Below are 13,558 nucleotides of genomic sequence, written 5' to 3' on the forward strand. Positions count from 1 at the left end.
GGGAGCCGGGGAGCCCTAGCCCGGGACCGGGGAGCCCTGGAGCGCGGGAAAGGGTTGCAGCGGTCACGGCCACTCGCGGGCATCCTCCTCGAACCGGTCTCCGGTCTGGATGCCGACCACGCAGAACACCACGCCTCCGGGGTCGGCCATGATCACGTAGCCGTCGCGGCGCTCCACGACGGTGCCACCCAGTGCCTCGAGGCGAGCCACCTCGGCAGGGATGTCGTCACTCTCGATGTCGAGGTGGACCCTCGGCGGCCCCTCCTCGAGGCGCTGGACCTCGAGGTTGAGCGAGCCGATCTCCCCGACGCTGGCGTACGGCCCGTCCGGGAGGGGCCGCACGCCCTGGACCCCGGCCCAGAAGGCCAGCGCCGCGTCGTGGTGCTCGCCGGGGTGGTCGACCAGGACGATGCCGATGCGCGAACGGTGCATGACCCCACGGTATGCCGCCGGGCCGCCGCCGGCGCGCCCGTCAGCCGACTCGGCTGGTGCGCCAGGCGCGGACCGCAGCTCGGTAGTGCCGCTGCTCCGCCGCCCGGTCACCGGCCACCCGGCTCGCCTCGGCCTGCTCGAGCTCGGCCCCCCACTCGCCCTCGGCGCCGTGCTGCCGGGCGTGCGCCATCATCGCCGAGCCGTCCCTGGCCAGCCGCACGAGCGGCACCATGGCCAGCAGGGCCACGACCGGGATGAGGATGACGGCCACCCCGAGGAGCACCGGGACCGGCCGTCCGTCACGGACCAGCTCGACCCCGCGCCACCCGATCGTGGCGGAGTAGAAGCCCAGGACCACGAGCAGGACGAGGGCGGTGACCTTCTCGCGCACTCAGTCGTCCAGGCCGAGGTAGTGCTCGAGCCCGACGGTGAGGCCGGGGTGTGCACCGACGTGGCGCACCCCCTCGAGGACCCCCGGCATGAACGAGGTGCGGTCGAAGGAGTCGTGCCGCAGCGTGAGCATCTCGCCCTCCCCACCGAGCAGGACCTCCTGGTGGGCGACCAGGCCCCGCAGCCGCACCGAGTGCACGGGGATGCCGTCGACCCGGCCGCCCCTGGTGCCCTCGGGGTCCTGGGTGGTGGCGTCGGGCACGGCACCGAGACCGGCTGCGGACCTGGCCGCCGCGATGAGGTGGGCGGTGCGGGCCGCGGTGCCCGAGGGGGCGTCCACCTTGTTGGGGTGGTGCAGCTCGATGACCTCGACCGACTCGTAGAAGCGGGCGGCCTGCTCGGCGAAGCGCATCATGAGGATAGCGCCGATGGCGAAGTTGGGCGCGATGAGGACCCCGACCTCCGGGTGGGCCGCGAGTGGCTCCTGCAGGGAGGCGAGCTTCTCGTCGTCCCAGCCGGTCGTGCCGACGACCACGTGCACCCCTCGCTCGACGCAGTGCGCCACGTTGCCCGGGGAGGCCGCGGGGACCGAGAACTCGACCACGACGTCGGCCCCGCCGAGGTCGCCGAGGTCGTCGCCCTGGTCGTAGGTCGCCACGAGGGTGAGGTCGGCCGCTGCGGTGACCGCCCGGCATACCTCGGTGCCCATCCGCCCTGCCGCGCCGATCACGGCCACCCTGGTCGGCTCCACGTTGGTCGTCTCGCTCACGGGGCCAGCGTAGCGACAGCCCGGCCCACGACAGCGGGCCCGGTGCCAGTGGCACCGGACCCGCCTGAGCCGCGTGGGTTCGTTACTGCACGAAGGCCTTCAGGCCGAGGACCACCGGGTCGTGGTCGGACGACCGGTACGGACCTGACTGGTGGAAGTCGGTCGAGTGGTAGTTGTACCGGCTGTACTCCATCGCCACCGACTCACCGGAGTTGATGTTCCAGTGGTCGGCGCCCGTCGACATCCGCAGGGCGTGGGCGTTGACGAGGATGTGGTCGAGGGAGCCCGACAGGCCACTGAAGGAGTACGAGTAGCTCGACGGGTCGAACATGCTGCCCACGTCGGTGTAGCCGGCCTTGTAGAGCACGTCGAGCGGGTCCTCCCTGGTGTAGGAGTTGTAGTCGCCCGCCATGACGATGCCCTTCGCGCCGTACTCGGCCGCCACCCCGGGCACCCAGTCGCGCAGGGCCTGGGCCTGCAGGATGCGGCTGGTCACCGAGGCGCCCTGGCCGTCACCGGTGTCCTCGTCACCGGGGAACGGACCAGCCGAGCCCTTGGACTTGAAGTGGTTGACGACGAACAGGAACTTGTCGCCCTTGCCGGTCTTCTTCTTGAAGGTCTGGGCGATCGGCTCACGGGCGTTGCCGAAGGCCTGCGTCGGGCCGCTCTGGTCACCCAGGGCACGCGAGCGGTCCACCCGCATCACCTTGGCCGGCTGGTAGATCATCGCGCTGGTGATGAAGTCCTGGTCGGCGACCGGCGGCAGGTCCGTCGAGGACGGGACGAACGCCCAGGTGCCCGCGCCGGCCTTGGCGTTGAGGGCTGCCACGAGGGCGGCGAGCGCGGTGTCGCGCGGGTGGCCGAACTTGGCGGAGTTCTCGATCTCCATCAGCCCGACGACGTCGGCGTCCAGCGCGGTGATCGCCGACACCTCCTTCTCGGTCTGGCGGGCCAGGTCGCCGGCATCCCAGGCACCACGGCGGTCGCAGCCGTCGCGCACCGTGACGCCGTTGTCGTCGCGGTCGTAGTAGGCCAGGCAGGTGGGGTCCTGGTCACCGAGGTCGGTGAAGTAGTTGAGGACGTTGAACGAGGCGACCTTCAGGTCGGCCGTGCCGAGCTGGTTGATGTCGCCGTCGTCCGGTGCCGCGGTGCGGGTGTTCTCGAAGCTCACCGGCGAGGTGGCGTTGTCGGGACCGACGACCTGGGCCGTCGGCTGGAAGCGCCACAGGTTGAAGCGGTAGTCGACGACGACGGGCGCGTTGAAGGTCGCTGCCTCGCCGACCCGGACCGGCTTGGTGTTGGACACGTAGGCCGGGGTGAGGTCACCGTTGAGCAGGCACGGGATCGGTCGGGCGCCGCACGTCCCCGTGCTGAAGCTGCTCGCCGTGAAGTTGCTCGACGCGCCGTCGTCCAGGGTGACCGCACGCTTGGCGTTGTCGGCCACGACCGCGGCGGCCTCGGGGCTGCCCGGGGCGCCGACCTCGGTGTTCTGGAGGAGCGGGTGGTCACCCACGGCCAGACCGACCTCACCGAACTGGTTGGTGCCGAAGGTGTTGGTGACGGTGTAGTCGCCGGTCGGCTGGAACAGCATGCCCTCGAGAGACTCACGACCGGCGTTTGTCGTGGGCCACGGGACGGTCAGCGGCTGCACCGGGCTGAAGGCCTCGCCCGCGTCGACGATGTCCGCCCCTGCGGCGGTCACCTCGGTCAGCCCGCTGAACTCGCTGACCTTGCCGGTGACCTCGACGTAGTTGCCGACCACGGCGTCGGCGTCCAACGGCGTGGACGAGCCGGACTGGAACACGAAGACGCCGTCGGAGGCACCCGAGGCGCTCGGCTCGGGGCCGGTCCCCTGGGTCTGCAGGTAGAAGCCGTGGAAGCCACCGGTCGGGTAGGCGGCGGTGACGACGCCCTTGATGATGACGTTCTCGCCGACCAGCGGCGAGCTCGAGCCGGTGCCCTGGACCTCGGCGATGGTCTTGGCGACCGGGGTGCCGGGGGGCGGCGGGGTGCCGGCCCCGGGCGTGGGGGCACCGGCGATGAAGTCGGCTGCGTTGTTCGCGGTGTTGGTGCTGGTGCTGTTGCGCGACACCGAGGTGGCGTTCGACGTGCCGGGGGCTGCGGCCGCTCCGGCCCAGTCGTTGGCGGTGCCGTAGCCGACGAAGTCGACGACCTGGGGCAGGTCGGAGCAGGCGTCGGTGCAGGTGGTGCCGGGCAGGGCGGTCTGGGTGTTGACGAGCGCGACCTTGCCGGCGCTGCCGCTGAGGTTGATGCCGCCGTCGAGGTCCGCCGTGAACGAGGCGCCGTTGGCGCCGCCGGCGCCACCGACGACGAACCGCCCACCGGCCGGGATGGTGCCGGTCAGGTTGGTCTTGGTCGTCCAGCTCGTGCCGGCCGCCGAGGCGTACTGCACGGACCAGCCGGCGAGGTCGACCGTGGCGGTGGTCTTGTTGACCAGCTCGATGAAGTCGCGGTTGAAGGCGGCGCCGGAGTTGCCTCCCCCGCCGTAGACCTCGTTGATCACCACGGGGGCCCCCGCGGACGGTGCGCCCAGCGCACTCGTCGGGGCCACACCCACAACTCCAGCAGTGAGGGCGATCGCGCCCACCGCTCCCATCACGTGCTTGCGGGGTACGCGCACAGCAGTCCTCCAACAACGAGCTCAGGATCGGCGGCTCCAGGACGGTGGTCCGGGCCGTCAGGAATCACATCACGCGCAGGAGGAATGCGGAATGTCTGGAATGGGTCAGGAAGGTAAAGTTCAGGTCAGATTCTGTGAGTGGTAGCGGGGTGAGCCCTGACGCGAGCGGACTCGTCGCAGGAGGCCTCACCGGGCGATCGACTCGAGGTCCACTGCCGGATCGGCGAGCCGGTCCCGGTCGACGACCTGGCGGGACCGGATCAGCGCCTTGATGCCGTCGCCGACGTCCCACACGTTGACGTTCATGCCGGCCACCACGCGGCCCTCACGCAGCCAGAAGGCGACGAACTCCCGGTCGGCGAGACTTCCCCGGACCACCACCTCGTCGTCGGGTCCACCCATCCCGTGGTACTCCATGCCGAGGTCGTACTGGTCGGTGAAGAAGTACGGCAGCTCGGGCTCGGGGCCGTCCTGGTCCAGCATCGCGGCGGCCACGAGGTCGGGCTGGTTGAGTGCGTTCGCCCAGTGCTCCACCCGCACGCGACGCCCCAGGAAGGGGTGCTCGACGTTCGCGAGGTCACCCGCGACGAAGATGTCCGGGTCGCTGGTGCGCCCGACCGCGTCCGCGGTCACCCCGTTGTCGACCGCGAGACCCGCGGCCTCGGCCAGCGCGACGTTGGGAGCAGCCCCGATGCCGACGACGACCGCATCGGCGGGCACCACGTCGCCGTCGGACAGCCGCACCCCGCTCGCCGCGCCGTTCGACCCCTCGATGGCCTCGATCGTCACGGAGGTGCGCAGGTCGACACCGTGCTGGCGGTGCAGGTCGGCGAAGACCTGGGCGACCTGGGCGCCGAGCACCCGCACGAGCGGCAGCTCGAGGGTCTCCAGCACCACGACCTCGGCCCCGGCCTCCCGCGCTGCGGACGCCACCTCGAGCCCGATCCAGCCACCCCCGACGAACACCAGCTTCGCGTCCGGCTGCATCAGCGCGCGGATCCGGTCGCTGTCCTCGATGGTCCGCAGCGACAGCACGCCACCGAAGTCGTGGCCGGGAAGGGTGAGCCTGCGCGGCGAGCTGCCCGTGGCCAGCAGCAACCGGTCGTATGCCGTGCGCTCGCCGTCGGCGGTGACCACCTTCCGGGCGTCGCGGTCGATCGCCGCGACGGTGCTGCCGGTACGCACCTCGATGTCGTGCGCGGCATACCACTGCGCGTCGTGGACGAAGGCGTCGTCGAGGCCCTCACCGGTCTTGAGGTAGCCCTTGGACAACGGCGGTCGCTCGTAGGGCAGGTGCTCCTCGGACCCGAACAGCACGATCGACCCCTCGAAGCCGCGCTCCCGCAACGCCTCCGCGCCCTTTGCTCCGGCGAGCCCGCCACCGACGATCACGAACCTGCGCTGGTCAGCCATGTGCCTCAGCATTGGTCTGCGGTGCCCACAAAGCAAGCGGGCCGGCCCACCTCTCGGTGGACCGGCCCGCTCGTCAGGCTGTCAGGCGCTGCAGGCGTGGATCAACCTGCGGCGTCCTCGGACGTGGCCGGGGCCGCGCTCTCCGGGGCGTCGCCGCCACGGTCGTCGCCACCACGGTCGTCGCCACCACGGTCGTCGCCACCACGGCCGCCACGACGGCGGTTGCGGCTGCGACCACCCTCGCGACGCTCGCCACGGTCCTCGCGGTCCGCACGGGGGGCGTCGGTCTCGGCGTCGGCGTGCTCGGCCGGGGCCTCGTCAGCCTCGGCGTCGTCGCCACCCTCACCCTCGGCCAGGACGGCCGCCAGCGAGAGCTTGCCGCGCGGGTCGATCTCCTTGAGCTCGACCTGGACCTTCTGGCCGACGGCCAGGACGTCCTCGACGGCCTCGATCCGCTTGCCACCGACGAGCTTGCGCACCTCGGAGATGTGCAGCAGGCCGTCCTTGCCCGGCAGGAGGGAGATGAACGCACCGAACGTCGTGGTCTTCACCACGGTGCCCAGGAAGCGCTCGCCGATCTCCGGCATCTGCGGGTTCGCGATGGCGTTGATCTGCGCACGGGCAGCCTCGGCCGAGGGGCCGTCGGTCGCACCGATGTAGATCGTACCGTCGTCCTCGATCGAGATCTGGGCGCCGGTCTCGTCCTGGATCTGGTTGATCATCTTGCCCTTCGGCCCGATGACCTCGCCGATCTTGTCGATCGGGACCTGCACCGAGATGACGCGAGGAGCGAACGGGCTCATCTCGTCGGGTGCGTCGATGGCCTCGTTCATGACGTCGAGGATGTGCAGGCGCGCGTCGCGGGCCTGGGTCAGCGCGCTACCGAGCACCGAGGCGGGGATGCCGTCGAGCTTGGTGTCGAGCTGGATGGCCGTGACGAACTCGCGGGTGCCGGCGACCTTGAAGTCCATGTCACCGAAGGCGTCCTCGGCACCGAGGATGTCGGTCAGCGCGGCGTACTGCGTCTCACCGTCGACCTCCTCGGAGATGAGGCCCATCGCGATGCCGGCGACCGGGGCGCGCAGCGGCACACCGGCGTTGAGCATCGAGAGGGTGGACGCGCAGACCGAGCCCATCGACGTCGAGCCGTTGGAGCCGAGGGCCTCGGACACCTGACGGATCGCGTAGGGGAACTCCTCGCGGGTCGGGAGCACCGGCATAAGCGCGCGCTCGGCGAGCGCTCCGTGGCCGATCTCGCGACGCTTCGGCGAACCCACCCGACCGGTCTCACCGGTGGAGTAGGGCGGGAAGTTGTAGTTGTGCATGTAGCGCTTGCGCGTCACCGGCGACAACGTGTCGAGCTGCTGCTCCATGCGGAGCATGTTCAGCGTGGTGACACCCATGATCTGGGTCTCGCCGCGCTCGAAGATGGCCGAGCCGTGCACGCGCGGCAGGACCTCGACCTCGGCGCCCAGGGCGCGGATGTCGGCGAGGCCACGGCCGTCGATGCGGACCTTGTCGCGCAGGATGCGCTGACGGATCAGCTTCTTCTGCACGGACCGGTAGGCCGCGGACAGCTCCTTCTCGCGACCCTCGAACTCCGCCGCGAGCTTCTCCTTCATGGAGTCCTTCAGCTCGTCGATGCGCTCCTCGCGCTCCTGCTTGCCGGCGATGGTGAGCGCCTGCGCCAGGTCGGCCGACGTCGCAGCCTCGACAGCGGCATACGCGTCGTCCTGGTAGTCGAGGAAGATCGGGAACTCCTGGACGGGCTTGGCGGACTTGCTCGCCAGCTCGGCCTGGGCCTCGCAGAGGACCTTGATGAACTTCTTGGAGGCCTCGAGGCCCTCGGCGACGACCTCTTCGGTCGGGGCCTGCTTGCCCTCGTTCTTGACCAGGTCCCAGGTGGACTCGGTGGACTCCGCCTCGACCATCATGATGGCGACGTCGTCACCCGCGATGCGGCCGGCGACGACCATGTCGAAGGTCGAGCGCTCGATGTCGGAGAAGTTCGGGAAAGCGACCCACTGGCCGTCGATCAGGGAGACGCGGACGCCACCGATCGGGCCGGAGAAGGGCAGACCCGAGATCTGCGTGGAGGCGCTGGCCGCGTTGATGGCGAGCACGTCGTACTGGTGGTCGGGGTTGAGCGCGAGCACCGTGATGACGACCTGGACCTCGTTGCGCAGACCCTTGGTGAAGGTCGGGCGCAGCGGGCGGTCGATCAGGCGGCAGGTGAGGATCGCGTCGGTCGACGGACGACCCTCGCGACGGAAGAACGAGCCGGGGATCTTGCCCGCGGCGTACATCCGCTCCTCGACGTCGACCGTCAGGGGGAAGAAGTCAAAACCCTCGCGCGGGGACTTCCCGGCGGTGGTGGTGGAGAGGAGCATCGTGTCCTCGTCCAGGTAGGCGGCGACTGCGCCACCGGCCTGCTTGGCCAGGCGTCCGGTCTCGAACCGGACCGTGCGGGTGCCGAACGAACCATTGTCGATGGTCGCTTCGGCGAACTGGATCTCTGGACCCTCCATGGGCCCTCCTTCTCTTCTGTTGAGAGTGCTGTCTCTCAAATGACCCTGTGCATCGTCGTTGTGCACGGGTTCTGCTTCATACGCTGTTGCAGCGCGGGTGGTGCTGCGGGCGGCATCGAGTGCCACCCTCATGCGAGAGGGACGGTCCTCGTGGTGAGGACCGTCCCTGTCGAATGCTTAGCGGCGCAGACCGAGGCGCTTGATCAGCGAGCGGTAACGCTCGACGTCGACGCTCTCGAGGTAGCGCAGCAGCCGGCGACGCTGGCCGACCAGGAGGAGCAGGCCGCGGCGGCTGTGGTGGTCGTGCTTGTGCTGGCGGCTGTGCTCGGTGAGGTCGAGGATGCGCTGCGTGAGCATCGCCACCTGGACCTCGGGGGAGCCGGTGTCGCCCTCGTGCGTGGCGTACTCGGACATGATCTTCTGCTTGACGTCTGCGCTCAACGGCATGGGTCGGCACTGCTCCTTCGTGGAATCGTTGCGCGGTGCGCCAGGGCTGGTTCACCTGGGCTCTCTCAATCCGCGGCCGGTCTACGGCGAGCACAAGGTTACCAGCGGCGTGCTGCACCCCCCTAATCGCCGTCGGCACCTACCGTGTGCCCTCGTGCAGCAGACCACGATCGACGGTGTCACGACGTTCTGGGAGCAGGGGCCCGACCCCCTGACGGCAGCCCTGGTGTTCCGGGTTGGCGCCCGCCACGAGTCCTTCCGGACCGTCCAGGTCAGCCACCTCGTCGAGCACCTCGTCATGGGCACACTGCCCAAGTCGCACCTCGACTGCAATGCGCAGGTCGACGTCGACACCACGACCTTCGTGGCGACCGGCAAACCGCACGAGGTCTCCGACTTCCTCCGGCGCGTGTGCGACGCCCTCGGCGACCTGCCGCTGGGCCGCCTGGAGCGCGAGCAGGGTGTGCTGGCTGCTGAGGACGCGACGTCCGCGCACCCTGCCCTGTGTTGGGCGGCCGGCATCCGGTTCGGCCTCACGGGCGTGGGCCTGCTCAACGCGTCGGGAGCGGGGGTGAAGCGGGTCACGTCGGAGCAGGTGCGCTCGTTCGCCGCCGAGCACTTCGTGCGTGAGAACGCTGTCCTGGTGCTGACCGGGCCACCACCCGGCGGGCTCACCCTTCCCTTGTCCAGCGGGCCACGACCGAAGGAGGTGGCGCCCCGCCTCACCGGGATACCGACACCGGGGGTGATGCGTGTCGCTCCCCATCCGGTGCTGTCTGCAGTGCTGCCCCGCACGCAGTGGGCATCAACGGTCGTGCGGGTCCTGGTTGACCGACTCACCGACGACGTCCGACACGACCGCGGACTGGCCTACGACATCAACTTCGATGCCCTTCGCGTGGACCGGGACCGAACCCTCTTCGCCGTTTTCACCGACGGCCAGGAGGAGCACGCAGACGCCATCGTTGAGACCTTGTGGGGCACGTTGGCGTCGCTGGCTGTGGACGGACCCACACAGGCCGAGCTCGATCACCATCTCGCTGGCTTCGTCGCCTATGCGGAGGACCCTCGCGCGAGCGTGGACTGGATGCAGGGGGTGGCGCACGGTCACCTCCACGACGAACCGCACCAGGACCGGGCCGAGGCGATCGCCTCGCTCTCCGCAGTGACGGTCGAGGACGTCCGCGCGTGGGCCAGCTGGGCCCGGGATTCGGCGATCCTGGGCTGCCTGCCTGCAGGCAGGGCGGGCGACCGGCCCCTTGCCGGTCTCCCCGACCTGACCGAGTGGGTCCCGCATGCACCGTCCCCGGTTCGGGAGGTGGAGCGGTTCGGGCGCAAGGTGGTCAGCCTGGCCCCGCGCGACCTGTCTGTGTCCGTCGGCTCCGATGGGGTGGGCCTGACCGTCCAGGGAACGACTCTCGCCGGCCGGTGGGAGGACGTGGTCGCCGTGGCCAGGACCGAGGACGTCCAACTCCTGCACCTGGCCAACGGGACCTCGCTCCTGCTCTCGGCGCGGCACCACCGCAACGGAGGCAGCCTCATCCAGCTCGTCGACCACAAGGTGGGTCACCTGGCCTTCGACTCGACCGAGGAGGAAATGTTCGCCGACGACTAGCTGGTCGCCGGGTGCATTCGTGGCCTCAGAGGCAGGAATCGACGTCCGTCAGCCATGGCAGGGTCGATCGGTGCCGCGGCCGTCACGAGTCGACCCGGGGCATGGCCCCGCGCAGTGCGGCGCTCAGCTGCGCGCGACTGCTGGTGCCTGCTCCGGTTCGGGGCTCGGGCGGGTCGCCCGGGCATGGAGGAACTGACGAGCGGGGCGCTCGACCAGCACGTGCATCAGCCAGGCGGCGGCACCCAGCGCCAGCACCAGGGCGACCACCGCCAAACCCGCCGACCACCAGGCGTCGTCACCCCACTCGCGCAGCCAGGTCACCACCGGACGCATCAGGTAGTGCGTCATGTAGAGGCAGTAGGACGCTTCCCCTGCCGCGACCATGAGCGAGGTCGACAGCCAGGACCCGACCCACCCCCCGGTCGAGGCCACGACCGCCACCACCAGCCCCATCACCGGAGCCATCCAGTAGTCGCCCGACGAGAGGGCCGGCACCAGGGCGACCGCCACGACCACGAGCGGCAGCAGGGGTGCGAGGCGACCCAGGGCGAGACCACCGCGCACCCAGGCCAGGCACAGGAACATCCCGGCGAGGAACTCCCCCATGATCCGCACGTAGAACATGTGCTCGAGGTTGCCGTTGGGCAGGGCGAACACCGCGAAGACGGTGAGCATCGCGGCATACGAGAGGACGGCGAGCAGCACCGAGGTGCGGGCCCGCGCCACCCGCGCGACGAGCACGAACAGCGCCGGTGCGAGCAGGTAGGCGAACCACTCCGACGCGATCGACCAGGCCGGGCCGTTGAAGCTCGGGCGGTCGTTGAACCAGTTGTGCACCATCAGCACGTTCTGCCCGTATGCCGCGGGCGTGCGCCGGTGCCCTCCCTCACCGACCCCGAGGGTCCCCATCGCCACGGCCATGGCCAGGTCGATGTTCAGCGCGACGAAGTGCACGGGCCACACCCGGGCGAACCGGTTGCGCACGAACGACGAGGCCGACCCCCACGAGTAGGTGCGCATCGCGTCGGCGTAGTTGTAGGCGAGGATGAAGCCACTGAGTGGGAAGAAGAGGTCGACGCCGAGGTAGCCGGCCCGCATGAAGGTGTCGGCGGGCACGGTCCACGGCGCGAGCGCCTCGATGTCGGGGCGGTAGTGGAACAGGACCACCCACGCGGCGGCGAGCACCCGCAGTCCGGTCAGCGTCGGCAGGGGGGGACGACGCCCCGAGTGCCCCCGCGTCGTGGCTCCCGTCGCCGTGGCGGAGGTCAGGACCTGTCCCCGGACGCCCACTCGTCTGCGCGGATCGCGTAGATGGCCAGGTCGGTCCAGCGTCCCTTGAACCAGGACCCCTTCTCGAAGTAGGCCTCGCGCCGCATCCCGAGCCGCTCGCAGATCCGCGAGGAGGCGGTGTTCTCCGGCTCGAGCTGCGCCCACACGCGGTGGGCGCCCACCTCGGCGAACGCGACCTCGGCGAGCGCTCGCGCCGCCTCGGTGGCATACCCCTGGCCCTGCACGTCGGGATGGAACACCCAACCCAGCTCCACCTGCTTGCCGTCGGCGCCGTCGAGGCCGTTGAGCGCGAGCATGACGTCACCGACGACGCGACCGTCGAGGTCGACGGCGAGGGTGACGTGCGTGTGCTTGTCGTCGAGCAGGCCGGCCGTGGTCGAGTGCGCGACGAGGTCGGCGACCTGCTCGCGGTCCCTGGGCTCCCCGGGGATGTAGCGGACCACGTCGGCCTGGGAGCGGTAGGCGTGCACGTCATCGACGTCGCGCGGCAGGAAGCTGCGCAGGACGAGCCGCTCGGTCGTGATCGGCAGGCTGACGCGCGGCATACCGGTGCTCCGAACTGTCCGCATGCGGACGAGAGGTGGGGTCAGAGGTGGGTCAGGGAATGATCAGAGGTTGATCATGTGGCCGGCGATGCCCTCGACGGCTTCCTTGACGGCTTCCGACAGGGTCGGGTGGGCGAAGACGTTGCGGGCGACCTCGTCGGCGGTGAGGTCCCACTTCTGGGCGAGGGTCAGGGCCGGCAGCAGCTCGGTGACGTCGGGACCGATGAGGTGGGCTCCGATGATCTCGTTGTGCGTGGCGTCGGCGACGACCTTGACGAAGCCGACCGCGTCTCCCAGCCCCATCGCCTTGCCGTTGGCGGAGAACGGGAACTTCGCCACCTTGACGTCGAAACCCTTCTCCCTGGCCTGGGCCTCGGTGTAGCCGAAGGACGCGATCTGCGGCTGGCAGTAGGTCGCCCGCGGGATGAAGTCGTACTCGACCGGCATGGTCTCGGCGCCGGCCATCGTCTCCGCGGCGACGACACCCTGGGCCTCGGCGGTGTGGGCCAGCATGAGCTTCCCGGTCACGTCACCGATGGCGTAGACGTTGTCGACGTTGGTGCGGCAGTGGTCGTCGATGACGATGGCGCCGCGCTCGGTGGCCACGCCGAGGGCCTCGAGGCCGTAGCCCTCGAGCCGTGGCGCGAAGCCGATCGCCTGGAGCACCTTGTCGGTCTCGATGACCTGCGAGTCGCCCCCGGCCGCCGGGGAGACGGTGACCTTGACCTTCTCGCCGCTGTCGTCGATCGACTCGACCTTGGTCGACAGCAGGACCGTGATCCCGAGCTTCTTGTAGTGCTTGAGCAGCTCCTTGGACACCTCGGCGTCCTCGGTCGGCACCATCCGGTCGAGGAACTCGACGATGGTGACGTCGACACCGAAGTTCTTCATGACGTAGGCGAACTCGACCCCGATCGCACCCGAGCCGGCGATGACGATCGAGCCGGGCAGCTGGTCGGTGAGGATCTGCTCCTCGTAGGTCACGACGCGGTCGGACAGCGAGGTGCCGGGGACCAGGCGGGTGGTCGCGCCGGTGGCGATGATGAGCTTGTCGAAGGTGACCGTCTGCTTCTCACCGGAGCTGAGCGCGACGTCCATCGAGGTCGGGCTGGTCAGGGTGCCCCAGCCGTCGATCTCGGTGATCTTGTTCTTCTTCATCAGGAAGTGCACGCCCTTGACGATGCCCGCCGACACGGCGCGCGACCGGGCGTGCGTCGGGCCGAACGCCATCGTGGCGTCGCCCTCGATCCCGAACTTGTCCTTCTCGTGGGTCAGGATGTGGCTCAGCTCGGCGTTGCGCAGCAACGCCTTCGACGGGATGCAGCCCACGTTGAGGCAGACACCGCCCCAGTACTTCGCCTCGACCACCGCGGCCCGCAGGCCGAGCTGGGAGGCGCGGATCGCCGCGACGTAACCGCCAGGACCAGCACCGAGAACTACGACGTCGAAGTCAGCCATGCGCGCCAGCCTACTGACTCGTCCGGCTGC

11 protein-coding genes are annotated in these 13,558 nt (G+C 69.9%); 1 reads left to right on the plus strand and 10 read right to left on the minus strand.

The features are described from left to right. Window positions 1-63 precede the first annotated feature (63 nt). The 7 genes from ABD262_RS16115 to rpsO all read right to left on the minus strand — a co-directional run bounded on the left by ABD262_RS16115 (window position 64) and on the right by rpsO (window position 8,620). Entirely contained in the window at window positions 64-432 is a 369-nt protein-coding gene (locus ABD262_RS16115; protein WP_344138456.1) for a VOC family protein, read from the minus strand. Between the two features lie 40 nt (window positions 433-472). Beyond that, complete coding sequence (locus tag ABD262_RS16120) at window positions 473-823, minus strand: hypothetical protein (protein ID WP_344138458.1); 351 nt, start codon at window positions 821-823, stop codon at window positions 473-475. Then, window positions 824-1,591: a 4-hydroxy-tetrahydrodipicolinate reductase gene (gene dapB, locus ABD262_RS16125; protein WP_425564888.1), complete on the minus strand. Its 768-nt coding sequence runs from the start codon at window positions 1,589-1,591 to the stop codon at window positions 824-826. Between the two features lie 82 nt (window positions 1,592-1,673). Then, window positions 1,674-4,232, minus strand: a complete 2,559-nt coding sequence (locus tag ABD262_RS16130; protein ID WP_344138460.1) for an ExeM/NucH family extracellular endonuclease — start codon at window positions 4,230-4,232, stop codon at window positions 1,674-1,676. A 186-nt stretch (window positions 4,233-4,418) separates the two neighbouring features. Then, window positions 4,419-5,645, minus strand: a complete 1,227-nt coding sequence (locus ABD262_RS16135) for an NAD(P)/FAD-dependent oxidoreductase (RefSeq protein ID WP_344138462.1) — start codon at window positions 5,643-5,645, stop codon at window positions 4,419-4,421. 101 nt (window positions 5,646-5,746) lie between these two features. Continuing rightward, window positions 5,747-8,173, minus strand: coding sequence for a polyribonucleotide nucleotidyltransferase (locus ABD262_RS16140; protein WP_344138464.1), 2,427 nt, complete (start codon window positions 8,171-8,173; stop codon window positions 5,747-5,749). Between the two features lie 177 nt (window positions 8,174-8,350). Further along, complete coding sequence (gene rpsO / locus ABD262_RS16145) at window positions 8,351-8,620, minus strand: 30S ribosomal protein S15 (protein WP_056923573.1); 270 nt, start codon at window positions 8,618-8,620, stop codon at window positions 8,351-8,353. Window positions 8,621-8,774: 154 nt separating this feature from the next. Between rpsO and ABD262_RS16150 the strand changes: the two genes are divergently transcribed. Then, entirely contained in the window at window positions 8,775-10,235 is a 1,461-nt protein-coding gene (locus ABD262_RS16150; RefSeq protein ID WP_344138467.1) for a M16 family metallopeptidase, read from the plus strand. 123 nt (window positions 10,236-10,358) lie between these two features. Here the strand turns inward: ABD262_RS16150 and ABD262_RS16155 are convergent, their stop codons facing one another. The 3 genes from ABD262_RS16155 to lpdA all read right to left on the minus strand — a co-directional run bounded on the left by ABD262_RS16155 (window position 10,359) and on the right by lpdA (window position 13,528). Then, complete coding sequence (locus ABD262_RS16155) at window positions 10,359-11,525, minus strand: acyltransferase family protein (protein ID WP_344138469.1); 1,167 nt, start codon at window positions 11,523-11,525, stop codon at window positions 10,359-10,361. Further along, window positions 11,501-12,070 carry a GNAT family N-acetyltransferase gene (locus ABD262_RS16160; RefSeq protein ID WP_344138471.1) on the minus strand — a complete coding sequence of 190 codons (570 nt, stop codon included), beginning with the start codon at window positions 12,068-12,070 and terminating at the stop codon, window positions 11,501-11,503. The genes ABD262_RS16155 and ABD262_RS16160 overlap by 25 nt, the downstream gene beginning before the upstream one ends. 63 nt (window positions 12,071-12,133) lie before the next feature. Continuing rightward, window positions 12,134-13,528, minus strand: coding sequence for a dihydrolipoyl dehydrogenase (lpdA, locus tag ABD262_RS16165; protein WP_344138473.1), 1,395 nt, complete (start codon window positions 13,526-13,528; stop codon window positions 12,134-12,136). Between the last annotated feature and the right edge of the window lie 30 nt (window positions 13,529-13,558).

Source organism: Pedococcus bigeumensis, from assembly GCF_039531795.1.
In the GTDB taxonomy this organism is placed as follows: domain Bacteria; phylum Actinomycetota; class Actinomycetes; order Actinomycetales; family Dermatophilaceae; genus Pedococcus; species Pedococcus bigeumensis.

What these genes read in the sequence shown, in the direction of transcription:
- ABD262_RS16160 (WP_344138471.1), bottom strand. Translation starts at nt 12,070, where the DNA reads ATGCCGCGCGTCAGCCTGCCGATCACGACCGAGCGGCTCGTCCTGCGC.
- ABD262_RS16140 (WP_344138464.1), bottom strand. Translation starts at nt 8,173, where the DNA reads ATGGAGGGTCCAGAGATCCAGTTCGCCGAAGCGACCATCGACAATGGT.
- ABD262_RS16135 (WP_344138462.1), bottom strand. Translation starts at nt 5,645, where the DNA reads ATGGCTGACCAGCGCAGGTTCGTGATCGTCGGTGGCGGGCTCGCCGGA.
- lpdA (WP_344138473.1), bottom strand. Translation starts at nt 13,528, where the DNA reads ATGGCTGACTTCGACGTCGTAGTTCTCGGTGCTGGTCCTGGCGGTTAC.
- ABD262_RS16115 (WP_344138456.1), bottom strand. Translation starts at nt 432, where the DNA reads ATGCACCGTTCGCGCATCGGCATCGTCCTGGTCGACCACCCCGGCGAG.
- rpsO (WP_056923573.1), bottom strand. Translation starts at nt 8,620, where the DNA reads ATGCCGTTGAGCGCAGACGTCAAGCAGAAGATCATGTCCGAGTACGCC.